This window comes from Mucilaginibacter paludis DSM 18603 (assembly GCF_000166195.2).
Classification (GTDB): domain Bacteria; phylum Bacteroidota; class Bacteroidia; order Sphingobacteriales; family Sphingobacteriaceae; genus Mucilaginibacter; species Mucilaginibacter paludis.
Genome location: NZ_CM001403.1, coordinates 39,324 through 54,200, shown reverse-complemented (window position 1 = coordinate 54,200; position 14,877 = coordinate 39,324). Strand labels below are relative to the sequence as shown.

Sequence of the window (14,877 nt, the reverse complement as noted above, 5' to 3'; positions counted from 1 at the left end):
CAAAATAAAACACGCAATGTCTATCAACACAACACAATTTAAGCATGTGAGCTATTTATGGGACGAAGCTAAGGCCGCTGAATTGGCGGGCGATGAAGTTGCCCTTTTAATATACCGCTCTAATCTTTTAGGTGCCGATTTAAGGTTAACCAACTATGGTGGTGGAAATACCTCCTGCAAAGTAACTTCAAAAGATCCGTTAACGGGACAAAACACTGAGGTGATGTGGGTTAAGGGCTCGGGTGGCGATTTAGGTACTTTGAAAAAAAGCGGACTGGCAGCTTTATACGTTGACCGTTTAAGGAGTTTGAAAAATATTTACCGCGGCGTAGAGCACGAGGATGAAATGGTGGAGCTGTTTAACCACTGCATTTTCGATCTGTCGTCAAAAGCGCCTTCTATCGATACGCCTTTGCACGGCTTTTTACCCTTTGCACATATCGATCACCTACACCCTGACGCTGCTATTGCTATCGCGGCAGCCAAAGACGGTAAGCAGATCACTCAGGATCTATTCGGCGGAACCATTGGTTGGGTTGAATGGAAAAAACCCGGTTTTGAATTAGGCTTGCAATTAAAAGCTTGTTTAGATGCTAATCCGGGTATTCGTGGTATTATGTTAGGTTCGCACGGTTTATTTACCTGGGGCGATACCGCTTACGAAAGCTACATCAACACCCTGGAAGTTATCGAGAAATGTGCCGAATACCTGGAACAAAACTATGGCAAAAAAGGACCTGTTTTTGGCGGACAAAAAATTGAAAGCCTTGACGAAACCGGTCGTAAAGCACAAGCTGCAAAATTGGCACCGATACTGCGTGGCTTTACTTCGAGCAAAACACTGATGATCGGTCATTTTACCGATGATACCCGTGTGCTTGAATTTATAAACTCGAATGATTTAGACCGCCTGGCACCATTAGGAACCAGTTGCCCGGATCACTTCCTGCGTACCAAAATCAGTCCGCTGGTATTGGATTTAGCACCTAACGAAGATTTAAGCGATGTAGCCGCTATTAAAGAGCGTTTGGCCCCGGCATTTGAGGCTTACCGCAAAATGTACACCGAGTATTACGAAACCTGTAAGCATCCTGATAGCCCTGCCATCCGCGATACTAACCCGGTTATCATATTATACCCTGGTGTAGGCTTGTTCTCTTTTTCAAAAGATAAACAAACTGCGCGTGTTGCCGCCGAGTTTTATACCAACGCCATCAATGTAATGAAAGGCGCCGAGGCTGTTTCCGAGTATACATCCTTACCACGCCAGGAAGCTTTTAACATTGAGTACTGGTTGTTAGAAGAGGCTAAGCTGCAGCGTATGCCAAAACCTAAAGCCTTATCGGGCCGTATTGCTTTAATTACAGGCAGCGCAGGTGGTATCGGTAAAGCTATCGCTAAAAAGTTTGTTGCCGAAGGTGCCGTTGTTATTCTGAATGATATGAACGCCGAGCGTTTAGAGTCGGCAGGAGAGGAGTTTAAAACTCAATTTGGCAAGGATTCGTACGCTACCGCTGTAATGGACGTAACCAAAGAAGACCAGATACTGGCCGCTATGGATACTGCCGCTTTAGCCTTTGGTGGTGTTGATATTATTGTAAACAATGCCGGTTTATCTATCTCTAAAACAATTGCAGACCATACAGAAAAAGATTGGGACCTGTTATATGATGTATTGGTGAAAGGCCAGTTCTTTGTTACCCAGGCAGCCGTTGCCGTAATGAAGAAACAAGCAGTTGGTGGCGATATCATCAACATTGTAAGCAAGAACGCTTTAGTTAGTGGGCCGAACAATGCGGGTTATGGTTCTGCCAAAGCAGCTCAATTACACCTGAGCCGCTTAAACGCAGCCGAATTAGGCGCCGATAAGATCCGTGTAAACGTAGTTAACCCCGACGCCGTAATCAGCGATAGCAATATCTGGGCTGGTGGCTGGGCAGAGGGCCGTGCCAAAGCTTACGGTATAACCGTTGCCGAGTTGCCTGCTTACTACGCAAAACGTACTTTACTTAACGAAATTATTTTACCAGATGACATTGCAAATGCCTGCTTCGCCTTCACTGGTGGCCTGTTGGGCAAATCAACCGGTAACGTGTTAAACGTTGACGGTGGTGTTGCGATGGGATTTGTTAGGTAGATTTGAGTATTGAGATATGAGATTTGAGACGTTGCTTTCAGATTTTATAGCTCACCATAATACAGATATTAGGTTTGGGTTTTCTCAAATCTAATATCTCACATCTAAAATCTGAAAATGTACAGACGAGCATTTAAAATGAAACTCTTCCCCGGTTATACCGAGGAATATAAAAAGCGCCACGATGAAATATGGCCCGAGCTGGTAGCGTTGTTAAAAGAGACAGGCATCAGCGATTATTCCATTTTTTTGGATGAGGAAACCCATGTTTTGTTTGGCGTATTAAAAGCGGAGGATCCGGCAAAGCTGGACGATTTGCCTAAACATGCCGTAATGCAAAAATGGTGGAAGTACATGGGAGACATTATGGAGAGCAATCCGGATCATTCACCGGTGAGCATTCCGTTACTGGATGTGTTTTATATGCCTTGAAAGAAGAGGCAAGAATCAGGAATAAGAGGCAAGAATCAAGATACAAGAAGCAAGGAAAAAACAAAACCAAGATAAAAAAACAGAGGCGAAGAAATAAAGAAATAGAATTAAGTGGGGCTGTCTTGACTCTTGATTCTAACTTCTTGATTCTTTGTTAAAGAGTAAAACCAAGATTAAAAACCAGAAGTGAAGGATTAAAGAAATAGAATAAGTGGGTCTGTCTTGCCTCTTGATTCTGACTTCTTGATTCTTTCTTCAAAGAGAAAACAAAACCAAAATTGAAAAACCAGAAGTGAAGGATTAAAGAAATAGAATGAGTGGGTCTTGTCTCGACTCTTGATTCTAACTTTTTGATTCTCTCTTCAATATCTAAAAACAATGCAAGTAGAGAAGTATAAGCTTGACGGTTTTAACAACGATTTGTTAGCCGATCACAAACGCAGGTTTGAATTTGTTGCTGCTGATGTAGCCAACGTGGATGATGTATTGCAAAAACTGGAGGCATTTCAAATTGCTATCCCCAGTTGGGCATTAGGTACCGGTGGTACGCGTTTTGGTCGTTTTTCGGGCGGTGGCGAGCCACGCAGCTTAGAAGAAAAAATTGAGGACGTGGGTGTATTGCACGCATTAAACAAATCAAGCGGCGCTATTTCCTTGCATATTCCATGGGATATCCCACAAAATCACCAGGCCATCAAAACCCTTGCGGCTCAGCATGGCTTACGTTTTGATGCCATGAACTCCAATACCTTCCAGGATCAGGCCGGCGCTCCCGAAAGCTATAAATTCGGTTCGTTACAACACATCGATAAGGCCGTTCGTGATCAGGCTATCGCCCACAACATCGAAGTAATTAAACAAGGTATCGAGTTAGGTTCAAAATCGCTAACCGTTTGGTTGGCTGATGGTTCAAGTTTCCCCGGCCAGTTAAACTTCCGCGGCGCTTTTGAGCGTACTTTAGATAGCTTAAAACAAATTTACGCTGCCTTGCCGGATGATTGGAAATTGTACCTGGAGTATAAATGCTACGAGCCTAATTTTTACTCAACTACCGTTGCAGATTGGGGCCAATCGTTATTATATGTGACCAAGTTAGGCCCTAAGGCTTATACTTTGGTTGATTTAGGCCACCATCTGCCAAATGCCAACATTGAGCAAATTGTTTCTTTATTGCTGATGGAAGGCCGTTTAGCAGGTTTCCACTTTAACGATTCTAAATACGGAGATGACGATTTAACTGTTGGTAGCATCAATCCTTACCAATTGTTCCTGATATTTAACGAACTGGTTGAAGGTATGGATGCCCGTGGCATGAACCACGCCACCGATTTAGGCTGGATGATCGATGCATCGCATAACCTGAAAGATCCTATTGAAGATCTGTTACAGTCTATCCAGGCCATCCAGATTGCTTACGCACAGGCTTTAATAGTTGATAAGGAAGCTTTGGTAGCCGCTCAAAAAGTGAACGATGTAGCGTTGGCGCAAGAAATTTTGCAAAAAGCTTACCGCACCGATGTACGTGCCCTGGTATCCGAAGCCAGCTTACGCGCAGGCGGCGCTATCGATCCGATAGGAGCTTACCGCAAGTTACAAGTGAGAGAGAACCTGATTAAAGAACGTGGCGCTAAAACAGTGGCTACAGGCTTATAATTTAAAACATGAAGAGCGTTCCGGTAATAGCCATATTTGATATTGGTAAAACCAATAAAAAGTTTTTTCTGATTGATGAGTATTACAAAATAGTACTGGAACGTACAGCTCATTTTAAGGAAACAGTAGATGACGACGGCGACCCTTGCGAGGATATAGACCTGCTGACTAACTGGGTTAAGCAATCGCTCCAGGATATATTTGCACTTAAAAAGTTTGATATCAAAGCGTTGAATTTTTCAACCTATGGTGCAAGCTTTGTGCATATTGATCAGGATGGAAAAGTTGCCGGCCCGTTATGTAATTATCTCAAAGCGTTTCCGGATGAGTTGAAAGACGAGTTTTACGCCAGATATGGCGGCGAAGCGGAAGTATCAAGTAAAACTGCATCCCCGGTGCTGGGTAACCTCAACTCGGGTATGCAGTTATACCGCATCAAGCACAGAAAGCCTGAGTTATACGCGCGGATCAAATATTCGCTGCATCTGCCGCAGTACCTTAACTTTTTGGTGAGCGGTGTTTTTTGTTCGGATATTACCAGCATAGGCTGCCATACGCAGCTTTGGGATTTTGTTAAAAATGATTACCACGATTGGGTATACCAGGAAGGTATCGATAGCATACTGGCTCCGTTGTTCCCTTCGGACAGCGCGATGACAACCGTAATTGAGGGGAACGAATATCATGTAGGCAGCGGCTTGCACGATAGCTCATCGGCTCTGATACCTTACCTCACCAGTTTTTCAGAACCGTTTATCTTAATTTCTACAGGCACCTGGTGTATCAGCTTAAATCCTTTTAACGATAACCCGCTTACGGTTGATGAGTTAAACAAAGATTGCCTGTGCTATATGGAGTATCATGGCAGGCCGGTAAAGGCTTCGCGTTTATTTGCCGGTAACGAGCACGAGAAGCAAACCAAACGGATAGCCGAACATTTTAATAAGCCGCTTGATCATTTCAAGAAGGTTAAGTACAATGCCGAGTATATTTTGAAAGATGATGGTGCTGCGGGTGCCTCTGGTCAGGCACTCATGCAGCAATCGCTATTTGGCGACCGCAACCTGTCGGCTTTTTCATCGTACGAAGAAGCTTACCATTGCCTGATACGGGATATCATGATACAGCAGCAGGCATCAACCACGCTGGTTATTCAGGATACCAATGTTAAACGCATTTTTGTGGATGGTGGCTTTGGTAAAAACGTAGTTTACATGAATTTGCTTGCCGCGGCGTTTCCACATCTGGAGGTTTTTGCGGCTTCGGTTGCACAGGCTACCGCTATTGGTGCAGCGCTATCCATCCATAAACATTGGAATACCAAACCTGTTCCGGGCGATATGATCGAGTTGAAGTACTATGCCATGTCGCACAAAATGGAGGTTGAGTAAGTTTTAATTTAATCAATTAAAAATGTTTAAAAACCCAATAAAAAGGGCTATATGTTTATCATTAGCCCTTTTTTTTTATCCCGTAACTTTTTTGCTGGCCCAAAATGGGCCGTCCACAAAATTGTGGCATAACCGGGAACGAAGCATCAATTATCGCCCCGAAGGCCGCGATATTGTACTGGTAAACGGCAAGCACCGGTTTAACCGGGCTTTGTACGGTACCAATACGGCTTTCCGCGTAGAGGCCGGCGATTTGCCCGAGTTTGCACTATACCTACCCGGCATGGGCGGTAATCTACGATTTGGATTAATTAGCGGCAATACCAGCAAATGGTTGATTGATGCCAGCCAGATAGAAGCCCGCTACAGGGCCGGATCGATGTTGTATACCATCCACGACGCTTTATTGGGGAAGGGTAGCCTGCATATCACCATATTGGCAGGCGCAACAACCGAAAGTATGATTGTAAAGGCCGAATTGAAGGGCGGCGATGTACCTGTAAAATTGTTTTGGGCATTTGGCGGGGCAACGGGTAAAAAGTTTTCACGGGATGGCGATTTGGGTGCCGATCCCGAATCGTCGTTTTATTTAAAGCCCGAGTATTGCAAGGGAAATTTATACCAGGTTAACGGTACTTCGTTCTCGCTAAAATATACCGGCAAGGCCAGTAGCGAGGCCGACCGGTATGAAATAAAACAGCCTGGTAGCGATAAGCCAGTTGAAATAACAAGTCAAAAAAACCAGCTAACAGGTCTGTTTCCCGTCGGTGCCGAATTGCATATCGGCGATGCCGCACAGCAAAACTCTCCGCTTGAATTTTGGGCTTCAAGGCCTGCGGAGGCCCCGGCCATTAGCGGAACAATTAAACCGGTCAACCAGCAAGCATTATACTTTTTAATTCAGAGCCCGCAAGAGCAAGCTGTTACCGCTTATACCCAGCTCCCCGGTTTGTTTAACGCTGCCGAGGCCGCACGCCAAAAATTGGCGGATAGGGTACAGGTTAATACCCCCGACCCGTATATCAATACCCTCGGTGGGGTGCTTAGTGTGGCTGCCGATGCCATTTGGGAAACACCGTCCTACATGCATGGTGCCGTAGCCTGGCGTATGCGTTTAAATGCCTGGCGAGGCCCGTATGTAGCCGATGTATTGGGCTGGCACGATAGGGCTCGTTCGCATTTTAGCAGTTATGCGTTATCGCAGATCACCAGCCCAGAAACCGGGCCTGTTGTGGCCGATACCGCGTTGCACCTGGCCCGCCAGCAGGAAAGGCTGGGCAATGCCATGTTTAGCAGCGGGTACATCAGCCGTAATCCAGGGGGCAAAATACAGCCTCACCATTACGATATGAACCTGGTTTTTATTGATGAACTGCTCAATCACTTTAACTGGACCGGCGACCTGGATTACGTAAAACAAATGTGGCCGGTAATTAAACGCCATTTAGCCTGGGAAAAACGGAATTTTGATGCCGACGGCGACGGTTTGTATGATGCTTACTGCGCTATTTGGGCCAGCGATGCCCTGCAATACAGTGGCGGTGGGGTAACCCATTCATCAGCCTATAATTACCGGGCCAATAAAGCGGCTGCACAACTGGCTAAGCTGATAGGTGAGGATGCGGCCCCTTATCAAAAAGAGGCGGAACATATCCTAAACGCCATCAATAAAACCTTATGGATGCCGCAAACCGGCCAATACGCCGAGTACCAGGATTTGCTGGGCAATAAGCTATTGCACCCGGCGGCCGCCTTGTGGACGGTTTATCACGCGATAGATTCTCAGGTTCCGGATAATTTTCAGGCTTACCAGGCCCTGCGCTATGTAGATAATAACATTCCTCATATCCCGATCAGGGTAAAAGGAATACCCGATGGTTTCTACACCATGTCCACCACCAACTGGATGCCTTATGATTGGTCGCTCAATAACGTGGTGCTGGCTGAAGTACTCCATACTTCGCTGGCCTACTGGCAGGGCGGTAGGGCCGAAGAGGCTTTTAAGCTATGGAAAGGATCACTGCTGAACAGTATGTTTTTAGAAAGCAGCCCCGGCAATTTCGACCAGTTATCCTTTTATGATTCGACACGCGGAGAATTGTACCGCGATTTTGGCGACCCTATCGGGATGGCAGGCAGATCGTTGATAGAAGGCTTATTCGGTATCCATCCTGATGCCTTAAACGGTAAACTGCTTATCAAACCCGGTTTCCCGATGGAGTGGGATCATGCATCGTTGCATACGCCAGATATTCAATTTGATTTTAAAGAATCAAAAATTAAACCGCGTAATTCAAAAAAGGACGACTATATCTTTACGGACAGTTACACTATCATTCAAAGTTTTCCTACGAGGATGAATTTAGTTATTGAGATTAAAGCGAAAACTCTTCGTGTCAAATCAATAATTGTTAATGGTCGACAGGTTAACTGGGAGAATATTGATGATGCTATCACATTGCCAATGTTGAGAATAAGTCTAGGTAAATATGCAAGGTATAATATTCAAGTAAACTGGGCTACAGATGAATCACAACCATCACTGGAAATGAACCCGATTATCAGGAATGTCGATGGTCCCATCTCTGTAGGGTATAAGGATCTGCGTATCGACAAGATGATTTCCGGAAAAGACAATAGGTTAATTTATGACCCTCAAAAAGCATTTAAAATGTTAAATGGTGATACTGCTGTTATTTACGCTGATCACACAGTGTTTTATCCTATTGCATATGGAAAGTTTAAATGGTGGGTAGCTGCTGATATTGAAATTGCGCCAGATGTTCAAATTATTGCTAATGATCAGCTAAATAATAATAGCCTGACATTCAAATTGAAGATTAATCTGGATGATTTCAAAGGGAAGGTTGTCGTAAATCCTGGAATCAACCAGTTTGTTTCAGACATAGTAATTGGAAAAAAAAATATATCCGAGTCTATAACTGTCCCAATAAATAATTTAATTACTGGTAGCAATGTTATTCGAATCGAATATAATAACAAATTTCTTCAGCAAACCATCACCAACTGGAATATCAAAAAGGAGAGTGCCGCCCAACAGGAAACCATCAACCTGACACCATACTTTAATGATCAGGTAACCAATATTTTCAAAAATAAATACCTGTCGCCACGCCCTAAATCGGTAACCTTACAATTGCCATGGCAGGGGATAGGCAACTGGTGCTATCCGTTGGTGGAAGCTAATATTGACGATTCGGGCTTAAGGCGCGCCGTCGGCGATAAAAACGAGTTTGATACACCACAGCATATCCGCTTTGCCACGCCCGGAAAAGCAGGCGAGAAAAACATCCTCTTCACCTCGCAATGGGATAATTATCCAAAGCAGGCCGAAGTCCCTTTAACGGGCCGGGCATCTCACGCTTATTTCCTGATGGCGGGTTCAACCAACCCGATGCAAAGCCGCATCACCAATGGCGAGGTCATTATTGAATATACTGATCATACTACCGAGGTATTAGAACTGAAAAATCCGCAAACCTGGTGGCCCATTGAGCAGGACTATGAGGATGATGGCTATGCCTTTCAACTCAACGCGGCCAGGCCCATCAGGGTGTATTTAAAAAGCGGTTTAGCGGCTACTGCGTTTAATGATTTTAAAAGCATCAAAGGATTCTCTAACCGGGGGATCGATGGGGGAGCAGGTACCATACTGGATCTTCCCTTAAATCCCGCCAAGGAATTAAAGGCTTTACAGTTAAAAACGTTAGCTAACGATGTTATGATCGGCTTAATGGCTGTTACCCTGGTACGAAATTAATATAAAGTATACTAAATTGGTAGTTTATTTTTAGATTTGAGTAATACATTAAAACCGATGAAAATATATAAAGCGGCATTTACCTTAGCGCTATCTGTAAGCCTGTTTACAGCTGTAGCCCAAACCAAAACGGCAGCTAAAAAGCCTAACATCATCATCATACTGGCTGATGATATGGGCTACTCTGATATAGGTTGCTACGGATCAGAAATCCAGACGCCTAACCTTGACGCTATGGCTCAGGGTGGTTTACGCATGACACAGTTTTACAACGCCTCGCGCTGTTGCCCAACCCGAGCATCGCTGCTTACGGGCTTATACCAGCACCAGGCCGGGGTAGGCGATATGATGAACACCCGTAACGAACCGGCTTATCAGGGTTATCTAAACCAAAACTGCGTTACCATAGCCGAGGCGCTTAAAGCAGGCGGCTATAATACGCTGATGGCCGGTAAATGGCATGTTGGCCAGTCGCCGGAACATTGGCCCGTAAAGCGGGGCTTTGATCATTATTTTGGTTTGATAGATGGCGCCAGCAGTTATTTTACGCCAACCATGCCTTACCGGCCCAAGCAAAAATTAACCATAGCGCTTGATGATAAGGAGTTTACACCAGGCCCTAACTGGTACTCTACCAACGAGTATGCCAGTTACGCCATTCAGTTTATTGAGCAAAACAAGCAAACCCATAAGCCCTTCTTTTTATACATGGCCTTTACCAGCCCGCACTGGCCTATCCAGGCCTTGCCCGAAGATATTGCCAAATACAAAGGCAAGTATATGCAGGGTTGGGATAAGTTGCGCGAAGCGCGTTTGGCCCGCCAAAAACAATTAGGCATTTTAGCCCAGGATACTAAACTATCACCGCGCGATAGCCTGGTGCCCGAGTGGGACAGCCTTACGCCCGAAGAAAAAGACCGCTTTGATACCAAAATGGCAGTTTACGCGGCAATGGTTGATAGGATGGATCAAAACATTGGCCGTATTAAACAAAAGCTGAAAGAACTGGGTGAGGATAAAAATACGGTGATCATGTTTTTGTCGGACAACGGGGCAAGTAACGAGAGCATCAAGGGGCCGGGCTTTACTCCGGCTGTGTTAGAAGCCAGTAAGAAACCCGCAAGCGATCCAACCTCGTTCACTTCGTACGAAAGCCTTGGCGCCAACATCAGTGATACACCCTTCCGTTTATTTAAACATTGGGAATATGAGGGAGGTACCGCAACACCTTTTATAGCCTATTTTCCGGGAGTGATTAAACCCGGCGGTATCAGCAGTCAGCCTGGCCACATTGTTGACCTGATGGCAACCTGTCTTGATTTTGCAGGTATAAGCTATCCTAAAATCTATCATGGCAATACCATCATCCCCACCGAAGGCATCAGCTTAAAACCCCTGTTCACCGGCCACACCTGGAAGGGCCACAACGGCTTATTTTTTGAGCACGAAGGTAACCGCGCCGTAAGGCAGGGCGACTGGAAACTGGTATCGCAAAAGCCGGCCAACAAATGGGAATTATACAATATTAAAACAGACCGCTCCGAACTAAACGACCTGAGCGCCAAATACCCCGAAAAAGTAGCCGAACTGACCGCCCTGTACAACCAATGGGCAAACCGCGCCGGAGTGATCCCCTTTGAAAAACTCGGCAGGCCGATAGGCGTAGGGGAGTGAAGTTTTTAGAAGCAGGAAGCAAGAAGCAAGAAGTTAGAAGCAAGAGGATAGAGGCAGGAAGCAAGAAGTTAGAAGCGGGAAGCGAGGAGTTGGGTTTCATACCTTCGCATCCGCTTTTTTGCTTTGTGAGGCATCTCCTCCGGGTCAGGCTCAGTGCAAGGCATTAGCCACAAGTGCAGGTCTGATTTTCCTCTTCCAAATTTTCTTGCTTCTAACTTCTTGCTTCCTGCCTCTCGCTTCCCCCTAAGTAATAATCAAGTTACACACACCAATAACAGGATGGGGCAGGATGATTATAATCCAGGCTTGATCTACTTTTAAATATTCTTGATGCAGGCAATTGCATCATGCCGATATAAACCAAAGAGTCAGAAAAATATTTTTCAATTTTTGATAAAGAAGTTGAAATGTTTCTACTTTTAAATTATTATGAGAAAAATAACCCGGATCTTTTTTGTTTGCGTTGTATTGAGCAACGCGTTATTTGGGCAGGATATTAAAAATATCACTGTTTTGGTTGATAAGCCAACTGCAAAAGTATCCCCGAATATGTGGGGCATCTTTTTTGAGGATATTAATTTCGCGGCTGATGGCGGCCTTTATGCCGAACTGGTTAAAAACCGGTCGTTTGAGTTTTTAAGCCCCCTGATGGGCTGGAAAGAAGTTAAACACGATGGTGGAAGCGGCAGTACGCTGATTATTAACCGTGGTGAAGCTAACAGTAACAACCCGCGCTTTGCCCGTATTACCGTTAAAAGTGCTTCGGGTAGCTATGGGCTGGAGAATGAAGGTTTCCGCGGTATGGGGATTGAAGGCGGCAAGCAATACAATTTCTCGGTATTTGCCCGCCAAAACAGCGGCGCTACTAAAATTAAAATACAGCTGCTTGGCACTGATAACAAAATATTAGGTGAAGCCGCCCTGCAAAATTTTACAGATCAATGGAACAAATATTCGGTATCGTTTAATTCCACCGCTACCGATGCTAAAGCGCATTTAGCCGTTTTATTTGAGGGCGAGGGAGTTTTGGATGTGGATATGATTTCGCTTTTTCCGAAAGATACCTGGAAAGGCAGGCCTAATGGTTTGCGTGCCGATTTGGCCCAGAAACTGGCCGATTTAAAACCCGGCTTCATCCGTTTTCCCGGTGGATGTATCGTTGAGGGGCGCGATTTGGCAAACCGCTACCAATGGAAAAAAACGGTAGGCAAGGTTGAAGATCGTGAATTGATCATCAATCGCTGGAACACCGAGTTCTCTCATCGCTCCGCGCCCGACTATTTTCAATCGTACGGGCTTGGGTTTTTTGAATATTTCCAGTTAGCCGAAGATATTGGTGCTGCGCCGCTGCCTATTTTAAATTGTGGCATGGCCTGCCAGTATAACACCGCCGAGGTTGCCCCGCTTGATCAGATCGATCCTTTTATACAGGACGCGCTTGACCTGGTTGAATTTGCCAATGGCCCGGTAACCAGCAAATGGGGTAAATTAAGGGCCGAGATGGGCCACCCGGCGCCCTTTAACCTTAAAATGATGGGAGTGGGTAATGAGCAGTGGGATGTGCAATACCTGGACCGCTATAAGTTGTTTGCCAAAGCCCTGAATGCAAAATATCCCGATATTAAGCTGATTACCAGCTCGGGCCCATCGCCATCAGGAGCGCAGTTTGATTATTTGCAAAAGGAACTGCGCGTGCAAAAGGCAAATTTTTTAGATGAGCACTATTACCAGTCGCCCGATTGGTTTATGCAAAACGCTTCGCGGTATGACGGTTACGACCGCAACAGCAGCAAAATATTTGCAGGCGAATATGCTGCACACATCAAAGAACCTAAAACCGCCAAAGATGCCGAAACCATGAACGCCTGGATAAGCGCCCTGGCCGAAGCCGCCTTTATGACCGGCTTGGAACGCAATGCCGATGTAGTGCAAATGGCATCGTACGCACCCTTGTTGGCCCACGTGGAAGCCTGGCAATGGCGTCCGGATTTAATTTGGTTTGATAACCTACGTTCTGTAGCAACACCTAATTACTATGTGCAAAAGTTATTTGCCAATAATAAAGGTACAGATGTAGTACCGGCATTAATGGACGGCAAGATATTGGCCGGCAAGGATAGCCTTTACTCGAGCGCGGTTATTGATAAAACCAACCGCCAGTTAATTGTAAAGATAGTCAATACGTCGTCTAAGCCAATGCCGGTAAAGCTTAGCCTGCAAAATGGCCCGGCTTATGGCAAAGCCACCTGGACGGAGCTTAGCTCGGCAAATGATCTGGATATCAATACGCTGAATGATCCTCAAAGGGTCTATCCGGCAGAAACCGCTCTGGCATCCGCCGATCTGGGTAAATCGCCTTTAAAGCTGAAACCTAAATCGGTCAATGTGATCAAGGTTTCTTATAAATAGTTAAATCAGGAACATATCCTGCTGTATATATATGAATAAACTTAAAAAGCTATCAACAAGTATTTGCGGTTTACTTGCCTTTGCCGGAACGGTATCGGCACAGCAAACAAATTTTAAATTTAAGTTGGGTACGGGCGGGGCGCCTGCCGGTTATACACTAATTTCTGCGGCTTCGGTTTTTAACGAAGATGCAGGTTATGGTATCGACTTTGGCTCAACCGCCCGGGCAGTAAGCCGCGATGCAAAAATGACTTTGAAAAGTAGCTTTTTAACTGCTGATAAGCCCTTCTTCTTTTCGGTAAATGTACCGGAGGGCAATTATAAGGTAACGGTAACCCTGGGCGATGTTAAAGAAAAGACCGAAACAACGGTTAAGGCGGAATCGCGAAGGTTAATGCTCGAAAAAGTGGCGACCGCCCCTGGCGAATTTGTGACTAAAACCTTTGTTGTTAACATACGGAAGCCTAATATCGGTACCGGTGGTAAAGTGAGTTTAAAACCCCGCGAGTTAGGAAAACTGGACTGGGACAATAAGCTAACCCTCGAATTTGCGGGTGCCCACCCTTGTGTTGAAGCGATTGAAATTACAAAGGCAGACGATCAGATCACTGTTTACCTGGCTGGTAACTCTACTGTGGTTGATCAGGATGACGAGCCCTGGGCATCGTGGGGGCAAATGATACCGCGCTTTTTTAAACCGGGTGTAGCCATTGCAGATCATGCCGAATCGGGTTTAACGCTGGGCAGCTTTATGGGCTCGCATCGCCTGGATAAGGTAATGAGTATGATTAAGCCGGGAGATTACCTGTTTGTTGAATTTGGCCATAACGACCAGAAAGAGAAAGGCGCCAACGATGGGCCCTATAAATCATATACCGAAAGATTAAAAGCTTATATCAACGAAGCTCGTGCAAAAAAGGCTATACCGGTTATTGTTACATCCACCAGCCGCCGTGCATTTAATGATAGCGGTAAGGTAGTAAATACTTTGGGCGAGTACCCGGCTGCCGCACGTAAGGTAGCACAGGAGTTGAATGTGCCTTTGATTGATATCAATGCCATGACAGCGGATTTTTACAACGCGCTTGGCGTGGAAAAATCAAAAAAAGCGTTTGTGCATTACCCTGCCAACACCTATCCGGGGCAGGATAAGCTACTGGAAGATAATACGCACTTTAATGTTTACGGCGCTTACGAGATTGCCAAATGTATTATTGAAGGAATCAGAAGGAATCATTTAGGATTAGGAAAATACCTGATTGATGCGCCGCGTTTTGATCCTTCGCACCCCGACCCGGTAGAATCGTTTTTCTTGCCTCCAAGTCCGCCGAGCCCGGTATTGCAGGGCACGTTGGTTAAACCAGACGGTAATTAAGGAGTAGAGGGAAGAAAAGCATCAA

8 protein-coding genes are annotated in these 14,877 nt (G+C 45.4%); all 8 read left to right on the top strand.

Features of this window, described 5'->3' with window-relative positions; translation table 11 throughout:
* Nucleotides 1-16 precede the first annotated feature (16 nt).
* The 8 genes from MUCPA_RS00205 to MUCPA_RS00170 all read left to right on the top strand — a co-directional run bounded on the left by MUCPA_RS00205 (nt 17) and on the right by MUCPA_RS00170 (nt 14,852).
* Nucleotides 17-2,137, top strand: a complete 2,121-nt coding sequence (locus MUCPA_RS00205) for a bifunctional rhamnulose-1-phosphate aldolase/short-chain dehydrogenase (protein WP_008503771.1) — start codon at nt 17-19, stop codon at nt 2,135-2,137.
* 117 nt (nt 2,138-2,254) lie between these two features.
* A complete protein-coding gene (gene rhaM, locus MUCPA_RS00200; RefSeq protein ID WP_008503770.1) occupies nt 2,255-2,569 on the top strand; it encodes an L-rhamnose mutarotase in 315 nt (104 codons plus the stop codon).
* Nucleotides 2,570-2,947: 378 nt separating this feature from the next.
* A complete protein-coding gene (locus MUCPA_RS00195; RefSeq protein ID WP_008503769.1) occupies nt 2,948-4,222 on the top strand; it encodes a TIM barrel protein in 1,275 nt (424 codons plus the stop codon).
* 8 nt (nt 4,223-4,230) lie between these two features.
* Nucleotides 4,231-5,613 (top strand): FGGY-family carbohydrate kinase, encoded by a 1,383-nt coding sequence (locus tag MUCPA_RS00190; RefSeq protein ID WP_008503768.1) that lies wholly within the window; start codon nt 4,231-4,233, stop codon nt 5,611-5,613.
* A 22-nt stretch (nt 5,614-5,635) separates the two neighbouring features.
* On the top strand, nt 5,636-9,394 hold the full coding sequence (locus MUCPA_RS00185) for a DUF4450 domain-containing protein (RefSeq protein WP_008503767.1): 3,759 nt from the start codon (nt 5,636-5,638) through the stop codon (nt 9,392-9,394).
* Between the two features lie 57 nt (nt 9,395-9,451).
* Entirely contained in the window at nt 9,452-11,068 is a 1,617-nt protein-coding gene (locus MUCPA_RS00180) for an arylsulfatase (protein WP_008503766.1), read from the top strand.
* Nucleotides 11,069-11,497: 429 nt separating this feature from the next.
* Entirely contained in the window at nt 11,498-13,477 is a 1,980-nt protein-coding gene (locus MUCPA_RS00175) for an alpha-L-arabinofuranosidase C-terminal domain-containing protein (RefSeq protein WP_008503765.1), read from the top strand.
* 31 nt (nt 13,478-13,508) lie between these two features.
* Nucleotides 13,509-14,852 carry a rhamnogalacturonan acetylesterase gene (locus tag MUCPA_RS00170; RefSeq protein WP_008503764.1) on the top strand — a complete coding sequence of 448 codons (1,344 nt, stop codon included), beginning with the start codon at nt 13,509-13,511 and terminating at the stop codon, nt 14,850-14,852.
* Nucleotides 14,853-14,877 lie beyond the last annotated feature (25 nt).